Annotated in this window: 22 protein-coding genes; 17 read left to right on the forward strand and 5 right to left on the reverse strand. The window is 57.3% G+C overall.

From position 1 onward, the window contains the following. Positions 1 to 147 precede the first annotated feature (147 nt). The 8 genes from EV586_RS00455 to EV586_RS00490 all read left to right on the forward strand — a co-directional run bounded on the left by EV586_RS00455 (position 148) and on the right by EV586_RS00490 (position 7,444). Complete coding sequence (locus tag EV586_RS00455; protein WP_243652887.1) at positions 148 to 879, forward strand: GntR family transcriptional regulator; 732 nt, start codon at positions 148 to 150, stop codon at positions 877 to 879. Positions 880 to 976: 97 nt separating this feature from the next. Continuing rightward, positions 977 to 2,032, forward strand: coding sequence for a BMP family lipoprotein (locus tag EV586_RS00460; protein ID WP_132943124.1), 1,056 nt, complete (start codon positions 977 to 979; stop codon positions 2,030 to 2,032). Between the two features lie 94 nt (positions 2,033 to 2,126). Continuing rightward, positions 2,127 to 3,653: an ABC transporter ATP-binding protein gene (locus EV586_RS00465; protein WP_132943125.1), complete on the forward strand. Its 1,527-nt coding sequence runs from the start codon at positions 2,127 to 2,129 to the stop codon at positions 3,651 to 3,653. Further along, complete coding sequence (locus EV586_RS00470) at positions 3,650 to 4,711, forward strand: ABC transporter permease (protein ID WP_132943126.1); 1,062 nt, start codon at positions 3,650 to 3,652, stop codon at positions 4,709 to 4,711. The genes EV586_RS00465 and EV586_RS00470 overlap by 4 nt, the downstream gene beginning before the upstream one ends. Further along, a complete protein-coding gene (locus tag EV586_RS00475; RefSeq protein ID WP_132943127.1) occupies positions 4,711 to 5,679 on the forward strand; it encodes an ABC transporter permease in 969 nt (322 codons plus the stop codon). The genes EV586_RS00470 and EV586_RS00475 overlap by 1 nt, the downstream gene beginning before the upstream one ends. Before the next feature lie 96 nt (positions 5,680 to 5,775). Next, on the forward strand, positions 5,776 to 6,819 hold the full coding sequence (locus tag EV586_RS00480; RefSeq protein WP_132943128.1) for an HD-GYP domain-containing protein: 1,044 nt from the start codon (positions 5,776 to 5,778) through the stop codon (positions 6,817 to 6,819). A 41-nt stretch (positions 6,820 to 6,860) separates the two neighbouring features. Continuing rightward, positions 6,861 to 7,064 carry a helix-turn-helix domain-containing protein gene (locus tag EV586_RS00485; protein WP_132943129.1) on the forward strand — a complete coding sequence of 68 codons (204 nt, stop codon included), beginning with the start codon at positions 6,861 to 6,863 and terminating at the stop codon, positions 7,062 to 7,064. Further along, positions 7,064 to 7,444 (forward strand): gamma-glutamylcyclotransferase family protein, encoded by a 381-nt coding sequence (locus EV586_RS00490; protein WP_132943130.1) that lies wholly within the window; start codon positions 7,064 to 7,066, stop codon positions 7,442 to 7,444. Before EV586_RS00485 ends, EV586_RS00490 begins: the two co-directional genes overlap by 1 nt. Positions 7,445 to 7,529: 85 nt before the next feature. Here EV586_RS00490 and EV586_RS00495 read toward each other — a convergent pair whose 3' ends face one another. Next, positions 7,530 to 7,742 carry an alpha/beta-type small acid-soluble spore protein gene (locus EV586_RS00495; protein ID WP_132943131.1) on the reverse strand — a complete coding sequence of 71 codons (213 nt, stop codon included), beginning with the start codon at positions 7,740 to 7,742 and terminating at the stop codon, positions 7,530 to 7,532. A 120-nt stretch (positions 7,743 to 7,862) separates the two neighbouring features. Between EV586_RS00495 and EV586_RS00500 the strand changes: the two genes are divergently transcribed. Continuing rightward, a complete protein-coding gene (locus EV586_RS00500; protein ID WP_132943132.1) occupies positions 7,863 to 8,045 on the forward strand; it encodes a hypothetical protein in 183 nt (60 codons plus the stop codon). Between the two features lie 179 nt (positions 8,046 to 8,224). Here the strand turns inward: EV586_RS00500 and EV586_RS00505 are convergent, their stop codons facing one another. Both EV586_RS00505 and EV586_RS00510 read right to left on the reverse strand, forming a co-directional pair. Then, positions 8,225 to 8,569, reverse strand: coding sequence for a hypothetical protein (locus EV586_RS00505; RefSeq protein ID WP_132943133.1), 345 nt, complete (start codon positions 8,567 to 8,569; stop codon positions 8,225 to 8,227). 239 nt (positions 8,570 to 8,808) lie between these two features. Beyond that, the gene (locus EV586_RS00510; RefSeq protein WP_132943134.1) at positions 8,809 to 10,032 is read right to left on the reverse strand and encodes an MFS transporter; all 1,224 of its coding nucleotides are present in this window, start codon (positions 10,030 to 10,032) and stop codon (positions 8,809 to 8,811) included. A gap of 185 nt (positions 10,033 to 10,217) precedes the next feature. On the opposite strand from EV586_RS00510, the gene EV586_RS00515 reads away from it, so the two are divergent. From EV586_RS00515 to EV586_RS00525, 3 genes are read left to right on the forward strand one after another with little or no spacing between them, the layout of a single operon-like run. Beyond that, complete coding sequence (locus EV586_RS00515) at positions 10,218 to 11,237, forward strand: type 1 periplasmic-binding domain-containing protein (protein ID WP_132943135.1); 1,020 nt, start codon at positions 10,218 to 10,220, stop codon at positions 11,235 to 11,237. 27 nt (positions 11,238 to 11,264) lie between these two features. After that, positions 11,265 to 12,044 carry a DUF3388 domain-containing protein gene (locus EV586_RS00520; RefSeq protein ID WP_132943136.1) on the forward strand — a complete coding sequence of 260 codons (780 nt, stop codon included), beginning with the start codon at positions 11,265 to 11,267 and terminating at the stop codon, positions 12,042 to 12,044. 38 nt (positions 12,045 to 12,082) lie between these two features. Then, on the forward strand, positions 12,083 to 12,901 hold the full coding sequence (locus tag EV586_RS00525) for a helix-turn-helix domain-containing protein (RefSeq protein ID WP_132943137.1): 819 nt from the start codon (positions 12,083 to 12,085) through the stop codon (positions 12,899 to 12,901). A 54-nt stretch (positions 12,902 to 12,955) separates the two neighbouring features. Here EV586_RS00525 and EV586_RS00530 read toward each other — a convergent pair whose 3' ends face one another. After that, positions 12,956 to 13,324: a hypothetical protein gene (locus EV586_RS00530; protein ID WP_132943138.1), complete on the reverse strand. Its 369-nt coding sequence runs from the start codon at positions 13,322 to 13,324 to the stop codon at positions 12,956 to 12,958. Positions 13,325 to 13,329: 5 nt separating this feature from the next. After that, on the reverse strand, positions 13,330 to 13,683 hold the full coding sequence (locus EV586_RS00535; protein WP_132943139.1) for a YhjD family protein: 354 nt from the start codon (positions 13,681 to 13,683) through the stop codon (positions 13,330 to 13,332). A 182-nt stretch (positions 13,684 to 13,865) separates the two neighbouring features. Between EV586_RS00535 and EV586_RS00540 the strand changes: the two genes are divergently transcribed. The 5 genes from EV586_RS00540 (at position 13,866) to EV586_RS00560 (ending at position 19,345) form a co-directional block, all read left to right on the forward strand. Next, positions 13,866 to 14,357: a YajQ family cyclic di-GMP-binding protein gene (locus EV586_RS00540; RefSeq protein WP_132943140.1), complete on the forward strand. Its 492-nt coding sequence runs from the start codon at positions 13,866 to 13,868 to the stop codon at positions 14,355 to 14,357. Positions 14,358 to 14,492: 135 nt separating this feature from the next. Next, positions 14,493 to 15,839 carry a 30S ribosomal protein S12 methylthiotransferase RimO gene (gene rimO, locus EV586_RS00545; protein ID WP_132943141.1) on the forward strand — a complete coding sequence of 449 codons (1,347 nt, stop codon included), beginning with the start codon at positions 14,493 to 14,495 and terminating at the stop codon, positions 15,837 to 15,839. After that, positions 15,840 to 16,418 (forward strand): CDP-diacylglycerol--glycerol-3-phosphate 3-phosphatidyltransferase, encoded by a 579-nt coding sequence (gene pgsA, locus EV586_RS00550; protein ID WP_132943142.1) that lies wholly within the window; start codon positions 15,840 to 15,842, stop codon positions 16,416 to 16,418. Positions 16,419 to 16,500: 82 nt separating this feature from the next. Continuing rightward, positions 16,501 to 17,754, forward strand: coding sequence for a competence/damage-inducible protein A (locus tag EV586_RS00555; protein WP_132943143.1), 1,254 nt, complete (start codon positions 16,501 to 16,503; stop codon positions 17,752 to 17,754). Positions 17,755 to 17,764: 10 nt separating this feature from the next. Then, positions 17,765 to 19,345 carry a DEAD/DEAH box helicase gene (locus tag EV586_RS00560; RefSeq protein WP_132943144.1) on the forward strand — a complete coding sequence of 527 codons (1,581 nt, stop codon included), beginning with the start codon at positions 17,765 to 17,767 and terminating at the stop codon, positions 19,343 to 19,345. Positions 19,346 to 19,380: the final 35 nt, after the last annotated feature.

A 19,380-nucleotide genomic window follows, 5' to 3' on the forward strand; every position in this document is an offset into this window, starting at 1 on the left:
TGACAGAATGTGCCGAAAACGATAAACCTTGTATGTTCTGTTTATCTTTTTTGTAAATGAGGAAAAATATCTCTAGCACTCCACAGGCGAAGTATGTAGAATAAGAAATGGTGTCAGACATCTGACTGACTATCCAAGGAGGTACTCGTGAATCAATTACGACCGGACACACGTCCTTTGTACATGCTGGTCATCGATCGCATCAAAGCGATGGCGGCAGGCGGCGAATGGCCGCCCGGAACGCGGCTTCCCTCCGAGTTCGAACTCGCCAAGTTGTTTGGCGTGAGCAGAGCGACACTGCGGGAGGCGCTTCGCGTGCTGGAGGAAGAGGGCGCGGTCGTGCGCAGACACGGCATCGGAACGTTTATCGCAGAGCGTTCGCTTGTGCAGGCTGGCATCGAGCAGCTGTTTTCCGTCACCGAATGGATCGAGCGGGCGGGCCGGACTCCCGGCACGACCGGCTTTTCGATCGGGGAAGTGGAAGCGGAGCAGGAAGATCGGGAAGCGTTCGGCTTGACAGGGCCGGAGAGCCTCTATCTCATCCACCGCATCCGCACCGCGGACGATGATCCGGTGGTGTACTGCGAAGACCGCGTGCCCAAGTCGGTGCTGCCGGACGGCCTTGACGGGTTTGACGGTTCGATCTTCAACCACTTGGAAGCGGCAGGGCGTCCGATCACCTATGCACGGACTGTGATCAAGCCGATCGCCCGGCACCCGGAAGTGTTTCCGGCGCTCGATGTGAAAGAGGGGCAGGCCCTGCTTTTGCTGGAGCAGATGCACTTTGATGCAAGCGACAGCCCCGTTTTGCTGTCGGCCAACTATTTCCGCACCGACACGTTCCACTTTCATGTGCTAAGACGCAGACCGAAAGAATAACGATGCAAGTTCGTGGGGCAAATGGGAAAGGCTAGTATCAGTACATACCAGATGATCTGTTACACCATGTGAATCTATGAGAGTGAGGGACAACACAATGAAAGCAAAGAAGTTTTTGAGCTTGGCGCTCACCGGCGTGCTCGCAGCATCCCTGCTTGCAGGCTGCGGCACTGATAACAACGCGAATAAAGGCGGCAACAACGCAGGCGGCGACAACGCGAAAAAGCTGACGATCGGCATGGTTACCGACGTTGGCGGCGTGCACGACAACTCCTTCAACCAAGCAGCTTGGGAAGGCTTGACCCGCGCGAAAAACGAACTCGGCATCACCCCGAAAGTATCGGAGTCCAAGCGCGCAGAAGACTACACCCCGAACCTGAACGGTTACGTGAAAGACTCGAACGTCAGCATGACCTGGGGCATCGGCTTCCTGATGGAAAAAGACATCAAGACGGTTGCTACCGCGAACCCGGATGCAAAACTTGGGATCATCGACTCCGACCTCGGCGGCGACATTCCGAAAAACGTGACGGCTGTCACCTTCAAAGAGGAAGAAGGCTCCTTCCTGATGGGCGTTATGGCCGGCAAGATGACCAAGTCGAACAAAATCGGCTTCGTTGGCGGCGTGAAGTTCGCGCTGATCGAGAAGTTCGAGTACGGTTTCAAAGCAGGCGTGAAATCGGTCAACCCGAACGCGACGGTAACCGCAGTTTACGCTGACGCATTCGACAAGCCGGACAAAGGCAAGCTGCTGGCTGCTCAGCTGTACCAGCAAGGCGCTGACATCATCTTCCACGCTTCCGGTCTGACCGGCGACGGCGTCTTCGCAGAAGCGAAAGAGCGCGGCGCAGGCCACTGGGTCATCGGCGTTGACCGCGACCAGTCCGAACTCGCTCCGGCCAACACCCTGTCCTCGATGGTTAAGCGTGTCGACAACGCGATCTTCGCGATCACCAAAGATCTGAACGAAGGCAAATACGACGGCGGCCACATCGTCTACGGCCTGAAGGAAGACGGCGTAGGCTATGCACCGACCACCAAGAACAACGTTCCGGAAGACGTGATCAAGCTGATGGACGACTACAAAAAGCAGATCATCGACGGGAAGATCACCGCTCCGGCTACTGCGGACGCTTTCAAAAACTTCAAGTAAGACCAAGCACCGATTATAGTTTCGACTGACAAGGCTAGTGCTGACCCACTGGCCTTGTTTTTGGATTCAACCTCTAGTATGGGGAGGGAATGCTGTGCCGGCAGTCGTTGAAATGCTGGGGATCACAAAGCGGTTTGCAGGTTTTACCGCGAATGACAACATCAATCTGGTTGTAGAAAAAGGCGAGATCCATGCGCTGCTCGGGGAGAACGGCGCGGGGAAATCGACCTTGATGAATATCTTGTTCGGTCTGTATCAGCCTGATCTGGGCGAGATTCGCATCCGGGAGAAGCCGGTGAAGATCAACGACCCGAACATGGCGAACAATCTCGGCATCGGCATGGTGCATCAGCACTTCATGCTCGTGGACAAGTTTTCCGTCACCGAAAACATCATCCTTGGCGCCGAACCGAAAAAAGGTGTGAAGATCGACATCAAGCGTGCGGAGCGCGAGGTGCAGGAGCTGTCCGACCGCTACGGTCTGAAAGTCGACCCGAGCGCGAAAGTTGCGGAGATTTCGGTCGGGATGCAGCAACGGGTCGAGATTTTGAAAACGCTTTACCGGGGCGCGGAGATCATCATTTTTGACGAGCCGACGGCCGTGTTGACGCCGCAGGAAATCAAAGAGCTGATGGAGATCATGCAGAACCTCGTCGCGGAAGGCAAATCGATCATCTTCATCACGCACAAACTGAAAGAGATCATGGCCGTCGCCGACCGCTGCACGATCATCCGCCGCGGGAAGCACATCGACACCGTTTCGATCAGCGAAACGAATGTCGATGACCTCGCCGCCAAGATGGTCGGGCGTCACGTCTCGTTTGAAGTGCATAAAAAGCCGGCCGAGCCCAAAGGGCCGGTGCTGCAAATCCAAGACCTCGTCGTCGCCGGCAACCGCGGCGTCGATGCGCTGCGCGGCTTGAATCTCGAAGTGCGCGCCGGCGAGATCCTCGGCGTGGCCGGGATCGAAGGCAACGGGCAGTCGGAGCTGATCGAAGCGATTACGGGTCTGCGCAAAGTCAAATCGGGCTCGATCAAGCTGAACGGCAACGAACTGCAAAACCGCCGCCCGCGCGAGATCATCGAATCGGGCGTCGGGCACATCCCGGAAGACCGCCACAAGCGCGGGCTGGTCCTCGACTACTCGATCGGGGAGAACATGGTGCTGCAGACGTACTACAAGTCCCCGTTTGCCAAACGCGGGGTGATGCGCTATAACGCGATCTATGAGTATGCGCGCAAGCTGATCAAGCAGTTTGACGTGCGCACGCCGAGCGAATATACGGAAGCGCGCGCGCTGTCGGGCGGCAACCAGCAAAAAGGCATCATCGCCCGCGAAGTGGATCGCAACCCGGACCTCTTGATCGCCGCTCAACCGACACGGGGCCTCGACGTTGGTGCGATCGAGTTTATCCACCAAAAGCTGGTCGAGCAGCGCGATGCGGGGAAAGCAGTTCTGCTGCTGTCGCTCGAATTGGACGAAATCTTGAATGTGAGCGACCGCATCGCTGTCATCTATGAAGGCGAGATCGTCGGCATCGTCGATCCGCAAGCGACCGACCATGACGAACTGGGTCTGATGATGGCCGGCGGCGCAGAGAAAGGGGGAGCGCAGGCATGAACAGCAACTCGAAACTGAATGCGTTTCTCATCCCTGTGCTGGCTGTCATCCTTGGGATGATCATCGGGGCGATCGTGATGTTTGCGATGGGCTACAACCCGCTACAGGCGTACTCGCTGATGTTCCAAGGCATTTTTGCAAATCCGTATTACATGGGCGAGACTTTACGCTCGGTGACGCCGCTGATCTTTGCCGGTCTGGCTGTCGCGTTTGCTTTTCGCACCGGTCTGTTTAACATCGGCGTCGAAGGCCAGTTCATCATCGGCCAGTTGACCGCCGCATACGTCGGCATCATGTGGGATCTGCCGCCGGTGCTCCACGCGATCGTCGCGGTGGGGGTCGCTATGGTGGCGGCAGGCCTCTATGCAGGCATCGCCGGCTGGCTGAAAGCGCGTCTTGGCGTACATGAAGTCATCACGACGATCATGCTCAACTACATCGCGCTGTTCAGCGCCAACTACATCATCCGCACGTTCCTGAAAGGCGCGTCGGAAGGCACGAAAGACATTCTGCCGTCGGCAGCGCTGACCTCGCAGTTCCTCGCCAACCTGTTCGATGGGGCGCGCGTCAACTTCGGCCTGTTCCTGGCACTGGGCTTGACCTTGCTGATGTATTGGCTGCTTTGGAAGACGACGACCGGCTACGAACTGCGCGCTGTCGGGCTCAATCCGCACGCGTCCGAGTACGCCGGGATGAGCGTTTCGAAAAACGTCGTGCTGTCAATGGTGATCTCCGGCATGCTCGCCGGTGCGGGCGGCGCGGTGGAAACGCTTGGCGTCTACGGCTACATGGCGATCTCCGCCGGCTTTACCGGCATCGGCTTTGACGGCATCGCCGTCGCGCTGATCGGGGCGAACAACCCGTTTGGGGTCGTGCTTGGTGCTCTCTTGTTTGGCGGTTTCTCCTTTGGCGCGGACAACATGCAGCGCACCGAAGGGATCCCGACCGAATCGATTCAGATCGTCATCTCGATGATCATCTACTTCGTGGCGGCGTCCTCGATCATCTACCGTTTGCTCGGTGTGTTCCGTCGTCGTCGTGAGGAGGTGCAGAGCTGATGAATATTGCAGATATTTTGGTTACGATCATCAACGGTTCGATCATCTTTGCGACACCTTTGATTCTGGCAGCGCTTGGCGGCGTATTCTCAGAGCGCTCCGGCGTCGTCAACATCGCGCTGGAAGGCTTGATGGTCATCGGCGCGTTCACCGCAGCTGTGATCACGATCTTCGCCGGCGAACAGTGGGGCGTGCCGGGCTGGCTGGCTCCGTGGCTTGGGATGCTCGCTGCGATGGTGGCCGGCATCATCTTCTCGCTGCCGCATGCGGTGGCGTCGATCGATTTCAAAGCCGACCAGACGGTCAGCGGCGTGGCGCTCAATTTCTTGGCAGCAGGTTTTGCTCTGTTCTTGGTCAAGAAGATTTTTGAAGGGGCAGGTCAGACCACGACCGTGCAAAACGTGTTCACTAAGATTGCCATTCCGGGCCTGTATGAGATTCCGATTATCGGCCCAGGGGTCTTTAACGTGTACGGCATCTCCTATCTGGCATTGATCCTCGTTGGGGTCTCGTATTTTGTGCTGTACAAGACGTCGTTCGGCCTGCGCCTGCGCGCTGTCGGCGAACATCCGCGCGCAGCCGATACGCTGGGCGTCAACGTGCGCAAGATGCGCTATCTGGCGGTGATGATTTCAGGCGCGCTGGCCGGGCTTGGCGGCAGTGCGCTGTCGATCGCGATCTCGTCGAACTTCCAGCATGCGACCGTCTCCGGTCACGGCTTTATGGCGCTGGCGGCGATGATCTTCGGCAAATGGCATCCGGCCGGCGCGATGGGCGCAGCGCTGTTCTTCGGCTTTGCGACCGCGCTGTCCGTCTCCGGCCAGGTGCTGGGGCTGACCGCCTACGTGCCGAGCGAATTTTTGAATGCGCTGCCGTACCTGCTGACGATCCTCGCACTCGCCGGGGTGGTTGGACGGGCGGAAGCGCCGGCCGCATCGGGCAAGCCGTACGAAAAAGGCAGCCGATAAACGGTCAATACTTCAGAGGGACGGGTCGAACCCCGTTCCTCTTTTTCATTTTCTCTGGTATAATTTTCACACACAATTCATGCGGGGGAAACAGGTATGCCGACAAACGAGCGTAAAGTGCAAACATCTGAATGGCAGAGCGAACTGGTCCTGGCCCGTGACATCATCGGGGAGCGGGGGCAATTGGTGCTGCCGCGCAAGACGGTGCTGACTCAAGCACAGTTGACCCGGCTGAAACAGCTTGGCATCTTAGAAGTCTGGGTGCGGGAGATCGACCCGGTGGTGGCGCCGCTGTTTAACGATGTGATCGTGCAGGTCTATGAAGAAGCGGCCATCTGTGTGGAAGACCTGTTTGCTCAGGCGTCTGCCGCCCGCCAGCTCGACTTGGCGGACATGCCCGACGTGCTGCAACAGTTTTGGTGCGTCTGCAAAGAAGAAACTAATTTTTTGAACTTAATTCTGAATCTTCGCACGCTAGATGACTATACGTTTCAACATTCGCTGGGGGTCGGTCTGCTCTCAGCGCAGATCGGAGAGTGGATGGGCCTTACTGAGGAGCAGTGCGACGAGCTGCTGCTTGCCGGCACCTTGCACGACATCGGCAAGAGCCTGGTCGACCAGGACGTGCTGCTGAAGCCGGACCGACTGACACCGGAAGAGTATGAGCATATCAAAGCGCATACGACGCTCGGCTACATGGTGCTGCGCAATTCGGAAGTCAGGGAGGCGGTCGCGCTGACGGCGCTCAACCACCACGAGCGCTTGGACGGCAGCGGGTATCCGCGCGGGTTGCGGCGAGGCGAGATCGACCTGTACAGCCGCATCGTCGCCGTCTCAGATGTGTTTAATGCGATGACGTCGCGCCGCGTCTACCGCGATGCCGCTTCCTATTACCGCGTGCTCGATGAACTGCTCAGCGATTCGTATGGCGCGCTCGACCCGGAGGTCGTGCTGGTCTTCGCCCGGCACATGGCCGGTTTTTTCGTTGGCAACGTGGTGCGGCTGACTGACGGCAGCACAGGCAAAGTGGTGATGATCCCGAAGGACCGCCCGACGCGGCCGCTGTTGATGACAGAAGCAGGGGTGGTCGATTTGCAGAAGCACCCCGAGCTGTTCATCGAAAAAGTGCTGGAAGTATGATACAATGGTCGCAGTTTTGATGTGCGAAGGAGACTTGCCCGATGAGCGCAACCCAATCGTTTGAGCAACTGTTGAAAGAGAAGAAGCTGACTATACAGAAAATTGCTGATGAGACGGGCGTCTCGACGCTCGCTTTGGAATTTCTGATCTACAAACAACACCAGCCGAAGCCGCACATCGCCCAAAAGATCGCCAAAGTGCTGGAGATGAAAGTCGGAGAGATCTGGCCGGAACTGAAACCATAATGCAGAAGAAGATCTTTGTCTATGGCACGCTGCTCAGCGGCGAGCGCAATCATCATGTCGCCGCGCCATTTTTGCTGCAGATCGAGCCCGGCCGCGTGCGGGGCCGCTTGTATGATGCGGCAGAAGGGCGGTACCCGGCGCTGGTGCTCGCGGCTGACGGTGAGTGGATCGAAGGGGAATGGTTCCTCGTGACGCCAGAGGGCGTGGCGAAGATGGATGAGCTGGAAGCGTATTTTGGCCCGGGGCATCCTGACAATCTGTACGAGCGCGTGACGGTGCGCGATGCGGACAGCGGGCAGGCAGGCGACATCTATGTGTGGCACAATCCGCGCGGATGCCCGCCGATCCCCGGCGGTTCGTGGCGGGCGTATCGCAAATGACATAGGAACGAATAAGAGAAAGCGACCTCTCAGGCAGAGGTCGCTTTCTCTTGTTGTTGTCCCTATGTAGCAAAGGAAATGAAAATTAGCGGCGCATGCCCATCGTGCCCATGCCGGACATCGACTGTTCGGCAAAAGCGACCAGGCGCTTCGTCATTTCACCGCCAACCGAACCGTTCATGCGGGAGGGGGTGTCACCACTGAGGTTTACACCGAATTCATTCGCAATTTCGTACTTCATCCGATCCAGCGCGTTTTCTGCGCCGTTCACCAGCACTCGATTGGAATTGCGTGCCATTGCTATCACCTCCTTGTATTGAATACCTTTCCTTGGCATCTTCGTTCTTATACATGGGATGGTATCCTATTTTTCGGTCATCCTAAGCGGTAAAGACCGATCTGAAGGGGAGGTGTCCCTGTGCGCTCCGACAGCTTAAAAATGATCAATCTGTATGAGATCCCGGTCCGTGATGCCAAAAGCATCGTCGATGTGCTGCAAAACGATCTCAAGGAATACGAGCAGCTCGACGCTGATTTTGGTCCAGGCACGGAACAGGCCTTGAAACAATTTGTTGAGGAGATGTCCCGCCACCTCGAGTAGAAAGGAGTGCACATCCATGCCGCCGTCTCTCTGGTTTACCGCAAATTGGATCGGGGTGCTGACCATTCTTGCCACGGTCGGTGTTCTGGTCTGGCTGATGGCCTACCGCCGCAAAAGCAAGCGCAGATAACTCAAAAAGCCGCCTGCCCCACACAGCTGCATGGGCAAGCGGCTTTTCGCTATTTCCATTTTTCGATGCCGATGATATAAGCTTGCGTAAAACCGATTCCGAGGTTGCGCGTTTCTCGGAGCAGCGCCCGGATGACCGATTCGTGTCCGTTTTTCATCAGTGTCTCAATGATCGTCTTGGCAGTAAACGGCTCGCTCATCGCTTCCTGCACGTCCGGATCGTTTTCGAGATCGTCCAGCCATTCATCGCTGTAATGCGGGCCGAGTCGCTCTGCATACGCCTTTTTGTACAGGTCTTTCACCGAAAAGGGCAGATTGAGTGCCTTGAGATAGAAGTCCAACTGATACAAGGCCTGGTCCGTCGTATACTCCGTATGATGAAATTCTTGTGCCACCTTGACATCTCCCCTTTTCCTGTGACCTTCGAATCCTTTTTCTATATATATTCAAAATCAGAAAAAGTGATGATTTTTTGGTACAATATGATGGAGTTGAAATGAGGAGGAAGACATCGTGGATTTCTTTATGGCTGTAGCGTTTGTGCTCGTGGGGTTTCTCACGTTTGGATTAATGATGATCTTTGCGCGGAAGAAAAAGAAATAAGGATGGAACTTCGAGGGTCGAAGTTCCATCCTTATACGCGCAAGGACTCGCGCAAGGACTGACAGGTGCGCCGGAAGAAAAACAAGGCGACGAGCGGGGACAGGCCGACCAGCAGGAAGGTCAGTTTCAGCGACAAGCTTTGCGAAACTTGCCATTGCAACAGGATCAAGGCGAGGATCGACAAGCAGCGCCCTGTGTTGACCACCGCTTCCCGGATGACGATGTATTCGACTTTGCGGTGCACCGCTTCCGGAAGCTGCCCCATCACGTCGTAGGTGAGGCAGGAATAAGGGATGACCAAGAGCGGCGTGAACAAAGCATTGGCAATCCCAAAGACAAACAGGGAGACTTTGTTCACTTCAAATAACAACAGCAGGACGGAGAGTCCCAGCATCATCGCGGCGGTCGTGACAAACGTCATGCGCCGCGCGTTGGTCAGAAATTTCTTGACCACATAATAGGCGAGCAGCGACCCGGCCGATGTGAACAGCAGATAGCGCGAGGCGGTCAGCTCGTCCTGTGTGATGACAAAGACCAGCAAAAACGGCAAAAAGGCGAGCGTGCCTTCCCGAAATCCCATCGAGAAGGACATGGTGAGCATTTTTCTCCAGACATTCTTGTGTTCTTGCGGTGAAAATCCGGCGTACAAATCGTAAGAGGGCGGTCCTGCTCTGGGACTGAGCTTCCATGTGATCAGCACGGCGGTCAGGAACAAAGCGAACGAGACGGTAAAGATGATCGTATAGCCTTTCATCGGCAAGGTGGAAAGAATGCGACCGGCGAGCAGCGGCGCGGCCATCGTGGCCACAGCGAACAAAAAGCCGTTGGCGCCGTTGTATTCGTCCCGCGTCTCCGGTTCGGTCACTTCAAACACAAGCACGTTGTAGGACAGCCAAAAAAAGCCGGTGCCCAAGCCCTGCAGTACTCCGAGCAGCACGTACAGGCTCACCGCCCGCGAGCCGAAGCTGATGATCAGGATGTAGAACAGGGCGAGGATGGCGACGCCGATGCGCAGCGTGTACAAGCGATCGCTTTTTTTGGCAATCCAGCCGGCGATCGTGTACCCGATCGCAGAAAACAAAAAGATATAGAAGTTGTAGATGGCAATCTGCTCGACGCTCTGCAGGAACTTCCAGAGGTAGATGTTGAGGAAAGTGTTCGATAAGGCGCTCGCTCCCGCAAAAAGGGTGTTGATCGAAAGCAGCCATTTGGAGCTTGGTGGCAAAAGCTGCCGAGTGGCTTCTGTCGTGTTCATGGACCTCCTCCTTTTTGTGAGATAGACATCCTTCAGCTTTCCCGCCGCATCGCAGGGTTACTTCTGGAAAAATTCGCAAAGGACGAGGCTCTGCTCGAACCTGAACGGAACTCTGTGTTATACTAGCAGGGAGTACCGTTTTTTCGCATCTCAGGCAATCTACAGGCAGGAGCGTTCCTTTCCACATGAAACAGAGAATCGTACAACTCATTGCAGCAGGCTGTCTGACCGCTGTGTTTGTCAGCGGTTGTCATAAACCAACGTTTGACCACATGGAACCAAGCTCGATCAAATGGTCGATGAGCGTCGTCTCCGGCGCAGAGAGCGAAGCGGAGCAGCAGGCCGCCGATGTGCTCGCTCAGGAAGTGGCGGGCAAGCACGGACTGTCCGCCGAGGTGCTGTACACAGCGAAGGGGGGCAATGTCTCCCAGCTCGCCTCTTTAAAAGGGCTGGATCTCGTGCTGGCTGCTGCCGATACGCCGAAGATTCAGGAACTGGCCAAGGCGCATCCGGAACTGCGCTTTTCATTGCTCGGCGACACGTCCGACCCGACGCTTAGCAATGTCCGCCATCTCGTGCATCAGCGGGCAAGGATACTGTTCCTGGCCGGTTTCCTGGCGGCGGAAGCGAACCGCACGTCGAGCCAGCCGTTTACGGTGGTCGTAAAGGAACTGCGCACCCCGGACGATCCGGACTGGAAGATGATCATGGCAGGTCTCCATTATGCCGGACGCAAAGATGTGCCGGTGCAAGTGCCGGTCTCGCAGCTCGACGGAACGGCCGGAGCGGGAACGGATGCAAGTGCCGGGCAGACGGCGGCGAACCGGAACACGCCGAAGCTGCAAGGCTTGTTGGCCGTCCTGCTCGATCCCGTTTCCGAGGCGGCGTGGGAGCAGCTCCGAGCGGGCGGCCAATGGCTCGTTCGCACCGATGAACGGGCGGCTGCCGTGCCGCTGCAAGATCGCGTCATCGCCCAGCCGGCCTCGCTGTATGAAGCGGCGCTGGAGCAGGAGGCGGCGCTGCTGGTGTCCGGAAAGTGGACAGGTCAGCAGAAGGCTGTGGTGGAAGGCAAGCAGACCTACCGCATCGCCAACCCGTCCGCCTTCGCCGATGCACAGATCGGCGTGCGTCTCGAACTGATCGAACAACAAGTGAAATCCGGTGCGATCAAGCCGGACGAATATGTGGCAGGAGTCGTGCAATAAGCTGACCCTGATGGCAAAAGGGGATGAATGGTGTTGGAGGATTGGTATCTGGAATATCACATCCACAAGGACAGGCCGGGTCTGCTCGGTGACATCGCCTCTCTGCTCGGGATGCTGTCGATCAACATCCTGACCGTGAACGGCGTCGAAAACAAAAACCGCGGTTTTCTGCTGCAGACAGACGACCGTCAAAAGATCTCGGCTCTGCGCTCGATGCTGCGCAAAGTCGAAAATATCACCGTGACCGCCCTGCGCCAGCCGACGGTGATCGACCGTCTGGCCTTGCGCCATGGCATGTTCATCGAGCGAGAATCGAACGAAAATGTCAAAACGTATAAATTCACCCGTGCCCAACTTGGAATTCTTGTGGACTTTTTGGGGGAATTACTAAAAAAAGAAGGAAATCAGGTGATCGGCATCAGAGGGATGCCGCGCGTCGGCAAAACGGAGTCGATCGTCGCCGCCAGCGTCTATGCCAACAAGCGATGGTCGTTCGTGTCCTCCACGCTCTTGCGCCAGACGATCCGCTATCGGCTGGAAGAGGATGAGCTGGCGACAGACAACATGGTCTACCTGATCGACGGCATCGTGTCGACATTGCGCTCCAACGAGCAGCACCACTCGCTCGTCCGCGAAATCATGCGGCTGCCGGCGCCGAAGGTGATTGAACACCCTGATATCTTTGTTCGGGAGACAGAGTTTGGCTGGGAGCATTTCGACCGGATTATCGAGCTGCGCAACTCGCCGGAAGAAGAGATCTCCTACCAGATGATTCAGACCGGATTTTCATCCTTCGATATCAGTTAGCAAGGAAAGGGCAGCATAGTCTCGAAGGAGGTAACAACGTGCAGGAACTCGGAGCTGAGCTCAAACGAATCCGCGAGGAAAAAGGCTATCAGCTGAATGATGTCCAGCAGGCGACCAAGATCCGCACCCGCTATCTCGAAGCGATCGAAGCGGGCGATCTGTCGGCAATGCCGGGTGTAGTCTATGTTCGCGGCTTTATCAAAAGCTATTGTGATTTCCTGGAGGTGGACGGCCAGGAGATGCTCGACCGCTACGGACTGTCTGCAGAGAAAAGCGATGCGCAGGTCGAACCGGTGCGCGTCGCGCAAAAGAGCAGGAGCCTCGGCAAGCCCGCTTCGTTCAATCCGCGCCTGCTTCCGCAGGTGGCGATCGCCGTCGCGATCCTCGTGGCGCTGTCGGCTGCGTACGCCCTGTACGTGAACCGAGACGACCAGCAGCAGGTCAGCAACGAAAAGGCGGATGTCAAGACGGCTGAACAGCAAAAGCCGCCAGCGAATCCGCAGACGCCCGCTACGACGCCGACCACTCCGCCGAAAGAGGAGCCGCCAAAGCAGACGACGGTGGTACAGCAGGTGCAAAAAGCCGGGACGCAGACCACCTATCAGGTATCCGGCACCAACGAAATGACGGTGGTGCTCGCCGCATCGAACGACTGCTGGATGCAAGTCACAGCAGATGGCAAGGTGCTGGAGTCGGGCATCGTCAAAAAGGGTGAGACCCGCACCTGGAAGGCGAAACAAGCGATCTCGATGCAGACGGGGGCATCCAAGTACCTCACCGTCAAAGTCAACGAGCAGCCGGTGCAGATCGAACAGATCCTCGGCGGCTATACGTTCTTGTTCAACCTGAAGTCGTAACCAGACGAGTCCTTACAAAACCGGAAAGGCAGAAGAAAAGGGGATTCGGCCGCATCAGGATTCGTCCTCTCCGCCGTCATCGAGACGGGGAGGACGGCCTGTATTGCGCCCGGGCTTGAGGATGCCCATGCCGATCCCCAGCCGTTCTGTCTCCTCAGCGATCACGTCGAGCAGCTTGGTGAGCCCGTTGTCGTCGAGCGTCTTGAAGATCGTCAGCAGCGAATAAAATTCATCCCGCCCGGCCCGAACCTGCGGGTCATCGGCCAAAAACTCCAGCCACAGCGCACCCGGCATCTCCTCCCATGCCGCACCATAGGCTAACCGGTACAGATCGACCAGCGTAAACGGCACGCCGATCGCGTAAAAGTACACGCTGAGCTGATCGAGCGCACGGGCCAATTGCAAGTCTTCTTTTCCTTTCATCCTCATCACCTCCCACCCCAAAAATCCAGCAAAAACCGCTCTTGGCTTTCCGCATACAAGGTTGCCAGCAGAAAGCAGTGCCTGATTTCATATCCCCGCTCCACGTAGGTGATCTGAAAATCCAGACTGCTTTTTTCCTGTTGGATCACGCGCACGCCATGTCGTTTCAAGAGCCGCTTCGCGTCGCCAATCCGCTTGAGCAGGCCGGCATGGTACGCTTCCAGCCGTTCGACATAAGCCTTGCCCAGATGAAGCGCCAAGGCGCGGATTCTGCCGAGGTCTGCTTCGACATGCTGGCGGAGCAGATGGAGGATGAGGATTTCCTTTACCGTGGAGAGCGGATCAAATCCGTCGGTCATCGCATCGGCCTCCTCAAAATCAGAACAAACGTTCCGGGAATATATGTTCGTATTCTAACACCGTGTTCGCCATTTTAAAAGCGCGAAGTCGAATTTTTGTTATGGGATTTTTTGGCGCTTAATGTGCGGCGCTTTGTGTTATAATTGGGGAGATAGATTGTTGGGACAGGAGGTACCTACAGATGGCGAAAGACGCGTCTTTTGACGTTGTGTCTAAAGTGGACATGCAAGAGCTGGACAACGCAGTCAACCAAGCGAGCAAGGAGATGACCTCCCGCTTTGACTTTAAAGGCAGCAAGAGCTCGATCGAGTTGAAAGAGGAAGAGATCGTGCTCGCATCTGATGATGAAGGCAAGCTGAGAAGCGTTGTTGACATCCTCGAAAGCAAGATCATCAAGCGCGGCATCTCGCTGAAGTCGCTCAACTACGGCAAGGTGGAGCCGGCTGCTGCCGGCACCGTGCGCCAGTCTGTCAAGATCAAGCAAGGCATCGATCAGGACAACGCGAAGAAGATCGTCAAGCTGATCAAGGACTCGAAGATCAAAGTTCAGGCGTCCGTTCAAGGCGATGCGGTTCGCGTCTCCGGCAAGAGCCGCGATGATCTGCAAGCGGTGATCCAACTGCTGAAAGAGGCGGATGTTCCGGTCGACCTGCAGTTTAACAACTACCGCTAACATCCGGCTTCAAACCGATGAGGAAGACTCTGCCCGCTGCGGAGTCTTCTTCCTTTACTTTTGACACCATTTCCGCATTCGTTTATACTTGAGTGCAGAATGCCAAGCTTCGCTTAGGCTCTGGAGGATAGGCTAGTGACACAGAAAACCATACAAAAAGTACACTTCGTGACGCTCGGTTGTGAAAAAAATCTCGTAGATTCGGAAGTCATGATGGGGATTGTCAAAGGCAAAGAGTATGAAATTGTCGACTCCCCGGATGATGCAGATGTCGTTGTCGTCAACACTTGCGGCTTTATCGACAATGCCAAGGCTGAATCGGTCGAGACGATTCTGACCATGGCGCAATTGAAAGAAACACACCATGTAAAATCTGTTCTGGTCGCCGGCTGCATGGCTCAGCGCTATCAGGATGAATTGATGACCGAAATTCCGGAGATTGACGGGATCGTCGGCACCCAGGATCTGATCCGGATCGACGAGCTGATCGAAGAGGCGCAGACCGGCAACCGCCCGCGCTACTTCTCGGCGGAGAACCCGATCTACCTCTATGACGAATCCACCCCGCGCGTGCATACGACAGGAGGCTCTTCTGCGTATATCAAGATCGCGGAAGGCTGCAACCACTCCTGCACGTTCTGCATCATTCCGAAGATGCGCGGCAAATTCCGCTCGCGTCCGATCGAGTCGATCGTCAGTGAAGCGGAGATGCTCGTCGCGCAAGGCGTGAAAGAGATCGTGCTGATCGCACAGGATTCGACCGACTACGGCATCGACATCTATAAAAAGCGCCGTCTGAACGACCTGCTCGAAGCGTTGAACGGCGTGGAAGGCCTCGAATGGATCCGCTTGCACTATGCGTATCCGGGCTTCTTCACCGATGAAGTGATCGATGCGATGGCGCGCCTCGACAAAGTGGCGAAATACATCGACATGCCGCTTCAGCATTCGGAGAACCACATTCTGAAAGCGATGCAGCGTCCGGGCCACCAGGCCGGCGTCAAGAAACTGGTGCAAAAGATCCGCGACCGCGTGCCGAACGTGGCGCTGCGCACTTCGTTTATCGTCGGCTTCCCGGGCGAGACGGACGAAGATTTTGAGAACCTCTGCAACTTCGTGCGCGAAGTCGCATTTGACCATATCGGCGTCTTTACCTACTCGCCGGAAGAGGGTACGCCGTCTGCCGAATTCGGTGCGCAGGTGCCGGATGATCTCAAAGAGCGCCGCTCGAACATCCTGATGGAAGTGGCCCGCGAAGTGGCTGCCGAGCGCCAGGCCCGCCATGTCGGCACCGTGCTCGACGTGTTGGTTGAGAAGTATGATGAAGAAGACGAAACGATTCGTGTGGGACGAACGCAGTACGATGCGAAAGACATCGACGGTATGGTCTTCGTTGCCAACAGCGATGCCAACGTCGGCGACATGATCAAAGTCCGCATCACCCATGCGTACGATTTCGACCTCTCGGGGGAGGCGGTCTAAATGAAATTCAATCTGGCTAACCGCATAACATTAGTCAGGATTTCATTGGTACCGATCGTCATGTTTTTCCTCTTGGTGCGACTTGATTTGGGGAAATTTACGTTGTTCGGTCATACAGCCTCATGGTCTGACATGATCGCCGCGCTGATCTTTATCATCGCGGCGGTCACGGACGGCCTTGACGGCTACATCGCGCGCAGCCGCAAAATGATTACAGATTTCGGCAAGTTTCTCGATCCGCTCGCCGACAAGCTGCTGGTCTCCGCCGTGCTGATCTCGCTCGTCGAACTGGATCGTCTCGACGCGTGGGTGGCGATTATCATCATCTCCCGCGAATTCGCTGTGACCGGCCTGCGCCTCGTCGCGGCGGCGAACGGCACGGTGATCGCCGCTTCCAAGCTGGCGAAATGGAAGACGACTTTTCAGATCGTCGCCATCGTCGCGTTGATCCTCAACAATTTCCCGTTCTCCACGCTCGACATCCGCTTCGATCTGTGGATGGTCTGGGCGATGGTCGTCATCACCGTCTGGTCGGGTGTTGACTATTTTGTGAAAAACAAACAAGCGATACAAGAATGATGCGTGTACGGTAGCCGAGTGGAATTATCCCTTGGCTACTTTGTTTCTTTCCTAATCATCGAATCGGAAGGGCTGAGACTTGATGAGAGCTGAGATTCTTGCGGTCGGCACCGAGCTTTTGATGGGTCAGATCGCCAACACCAACGCGCAATACCTGTCGCAGCGCCTGGCGGAGATCGGCGTCGGCGTCTACCACCACACCGTGGTCGGTGACAACTTCGACCGCGCCGTGCAAGCGCTGCAAACGGCAAAGGAACGCGGGGCGAACGTGGTGATTTTAACGGGCGGCCTCGGGCCGACGGAAGACGATCTGACACGGGAAGTCGTCGCTTCATTTGTCGGCAGAAGTCTGAAATTGTCAAACGAAATAGTAGAATATATTCGCAGCTTTTATACATATCGTGGACTTGAGATGCCCGAAAACAACAAACAGCAGGCGATGGTGATCGAGGGCGCGGAAGTGCTGCACAATCCGCGGGGCACGGCGCCCGGCATGTACCTTAAGCAGGACGGTGTGCACTTCTTCCTGCTGCCGGGCCCGCCGACCGAGATGCGCCCGATGTACGAAGAGCAGGTGCAGGCGATTCTCAAGCGTCTGCAAGGGGCGGCGTCGCTCGTCTTCGCCTCCCGCTTCCTGCGCATCTTCGGCCTTGGCGAATCGGCGATGGAAGAGCAGATCCGCGACATCATCCAGAACCAGTCCAATCCGACGGTGGCGCCGTATGCTTCGGAAGGGGAAGTGAAGATCCGCCTGACTGCCAGCGCCGCCGCGGAAGCGGAGGCGCTGGCCCTGATCCTGCCGGTGGAAACGGCGATCCGCGAGCGCATCGGCCGCTTTATCTACGGGATCGATGACGAGTCGCTGGAAGTGAAGGCGGGGCAGCTCTTGCAAGCGGCCGGGCAGACCTTTGGCACGGCGGAAAGCTGCACGGGTGGTCTGATCGGCAAGATGATGACCGATCTGCCGGGCAGTTCGGCGTATTATTACGGCGGTGTGGTCTCGTACCACAACGACGTGAAACAGCATGTGCTCGGCGTGGAAGAAGCGGTGCTGAAGCAGCATGGCGCCGTCTCGGCCGAATGCGCGGTGGAGATGGCAGACGGCGCGAGACGCCTGCTCGGCACCGACTGGGCCCTATCGGTGACAGGCATCGCCGGCCCCGGCGGCGGATCGGAGGAGAAACCGGTCGGGCTGGTCTACATCGCCGTCGCCGGTCCGGACGGCACAACCGTCAAGCAACACCAATGGAAACACGGGGATCGCACGCAGATCCGTTTGCGGGCTGCCAAAACGGCGCTCTACAGCTTGATCCAACGTCTCCAGAACGAAAGGTGATCATACGCATATGACGACATTTTTGGAACTGAACCTTGGCAAGAAGATTCAACAGGCGATCAGCGACATGGGCTTCGAGGAGCCGTCACCGATCCAGGCGCAGTGCATTCCGGTCGTGTTGACCGGCAGCGACGTGATCGGTCAGGCGCAGACCGGCACGGGCAAGACGGCGGCGTTTGGCATCCCCCTGCTGGAGATGGCAGGTCCGAGCAAGCACGTGCAGGCGCTGATCCTGACCCCGACCCGGGAACTGGCGATCCAAGTGGCGGGCGAGCTGCGCAAGATCGCCAAATACAAGCGCACCCGCACGTTGCCGATCTACGGCGGACAGTCGATCGGCTCGCAGATCCGCGCGCTGCAGCAAGGCGTGCAGATCGTCATCGGCACGCCGGGCCGGATTCTCGACCACCTGCGCCGCGGCACGCTCAAGCTCGACAAGTTGAAGACGCTGGTGCTCGACGAAGCGGATGAAATGCTCGACATGGGCTTTATCGAGGATATCGAAGCGATCTTGAAAGAGACGCCCTCCGAACGTCAGACGCTGCTCTTCTCGGCGACGATGCCGCCGGAGGTGAAGAGCCTCTCCAAGCGCTACATGACCGATCCGCAGAACGTGACGATCAACCGCGGCGATGTGACCGTGCCGCTGATCGAGCAGGTCTACTACAAAGTGCTGGAGCGCACGAAGCTGGAAAGCCTCTCGCGGATCATCGACTCCGAAGAGGTGGAGCTCGGCATCATCTTCTGCCGCACCAAGCGCGGCGTCGATGAGTTGACCGACGCGTTGATGAGCCGGGGCTACCTGGCCGACGGGCTGCACGGCGACCTGTCGCAGGCGCAGCGCGACCGCGTGATGCGCAAGTTCCGCCACACCGAGATCGAGCTGCTGGTGGCGACAGACGTGGCAGCGCGGGGGATCGACGTGGAGAACGTGACGCACGTCATCAACTTCGACATCCCGCAGGACCCGGAGTCGTACGTGCACCGCATCGGCCGCACCGGGCGCGCCGGCAAGCGCGGCCTCGCGTTGACGCTGGTCACGCCGCCCGAGTTCAAACTGCTCAAGCAGATCGAGAAGGAGACCAAGGCGAAGCTGGTCGCCAAAGAGGTTCCGACGCTCGCCGACGTGGCGGAGCGGCAGACGGAGATCTGGCGCGATCGTCTCGTGCGCACGATGCAGGACGGCAAGCTGGCGACCTACCGCGCGATCCTCTCCGGTCTGGTCGACGAGTTCGATCCGCTCGATCTGGCGGCGGCCGCCTTGAAGCTGGCCAGCGGCGAGGACTTCGAAGCGCAGGAGGCAGATTACAACTTTGGCGAGACGGGCGGAGCGCCGGGGATGGTGCGCTTCTTCCTGAACATCGGCCGCAGCGCGAAGATCGGCCCGAGCGACCTCGTCAAACACATCTCCGAAGAGGCGGGCATCCCCGGCGGTGCGATCGGCAAGATCGACATCTTCGAGAAGTTCACTTTCGTCGAAGTGCAGGAGGAGTCGGCGCCGTTCGTGTTCGAGGCGCTGCGCAAGTCCCGCATCAACGGCTCCCGCATCAATCTCGAACCGGCGCGTCCGCGCGAACGCCAGCGCCGCTAGCCCTCGAACAGTCCCTGCTCATGCAGGGGCTGTTT

Origin of the sequence: Tumebacillus sp. BK434, from assembly GCF_004340785.1 — a bacterium.
GTDB lineage: Bacteria > Bacillota > Bacilli > Tumebacillales > Tumebacillaceae > Tumebacillus_A.

What these genes read in the sequence shown, in the direction of transcription:
- EV586_RS00520 (WP_132943136.1), top strand. Translation starts at nt 11,265, where the DNA reads ATGGTGTTGGAGGATTGGTATCTGGAATATCACATCCACAAGGACAGG.
- EV586_RS00555 (WP_132943143.1), top strand. Translation starts at nt 16,501, where the DNA reads ATGAGAGCTGAGATTCTTGCGGTCGGCACCGAGCTTTTGATGGGTCAG.
- pgsA (WP_132943142.1), top strand. Translation starts at nt 15,840, where the DNA reads ATGAAATTCAATCTGGCTAACCGCATAACATTAGTCAGGATTTCATTG.
- EV586_RS00535 (WP_132943139.1), bottom strand. Translation starts at nt 13,683, where the DNA reads ATGACCGACGGATTTGATCCGCTCTCCACGGTAAAGGAAATCCTCATC.
- EV586_RS00560 (WP_132943144.1), top strand. Translation starts at nt 17,765, where the DNA reads ATGACGACATTTTTGGAACTGAACCTTGGCAAGAAGATTCAACAGGCG.
- EV586_RS00470 (WP_132943126.1), top strand. Translation starts at nt 3,650, where the DNA reads ATGAACAGCAACTCGAAACTGAATGCGTTTCTCATCCCTGTGCTGGCT.
- EV586_RS00515 (WP_132943135.1), top strand. Translation starts at nt 10,218, where the DNA reads ATGAAACAGAGAATCGTACAACTCATTGCAGCAGGCTGTCTGACCGCT.
- EV586_RS00485 (WP_132943129.1), top strand. Translation starts at nt 6,861, where the DNA reads ATGAGCGCAACCCAATCGTTTGAGCAACTGTTGAAAGAGAAGAAGCTG.
- EV586_RS00530 (WP_132943138.1), bottom strand. Translation starts at nt 13,324, where the DNA reads ATGAAAGGAAAAGAAGACTTGCAATTGGCCCGTGCGCTCGATCAGCTC.
- EV586_RS00510 (WP_132943134.1), bottom strand. Translation starts at nt 10,032, where the DNA reads ATGAACACGACAGAAGCCACTCGGCAGCTTTTGCCACCAAGCTCCAAA.
- EV586_RS00490 (WP_132943130.1), top strand. Translation starts at nt 7,064, where the DNA reads ATGCAGAAGAAGATCTTTGTCTATGGCACGCTGCTCAGCGGCGAGCGC.
- EV586_RS00480 (WP_132943128.1), top strand. Translation starts at nt 5,776, where the DNA reads ATGCCGACAAACGAGCGTAAAGTGCAAACATCTGAATGGCAGAGCGAA.
- EV586_RS00495 (WP_132943131.1), bottom strand. Translation starts at nt 7,742, where the DNA reads ATGGCACGCAATTCCAATCGAGTGCTGGTGAACGGCGCAGAAAACGCG.
- EV586_RS00540 (WP_132943140.1), top strand. Translation starts at nt 13,866, where the DNA reads ATGGCGAAAGACGCGTCTTTTGACGTTGTGTCTAAAGTGGACATGCAA.
- EV586_RS00475 (WP_132943127.1), top strand. Translation starts at nt 4,711, where the DNA reads ATGAATATTGCAGATATTTTGGTTACGATCATCAACGGTTCGATCATC.
- EV586_RS00460 (WP_132943124.1), top strand. Translation starts at nt 977, where the DNA reads ATGAAAGCAAAGAAGTTTTTGAGCTTGGCGCTCACCGGCGTGCTCGCA.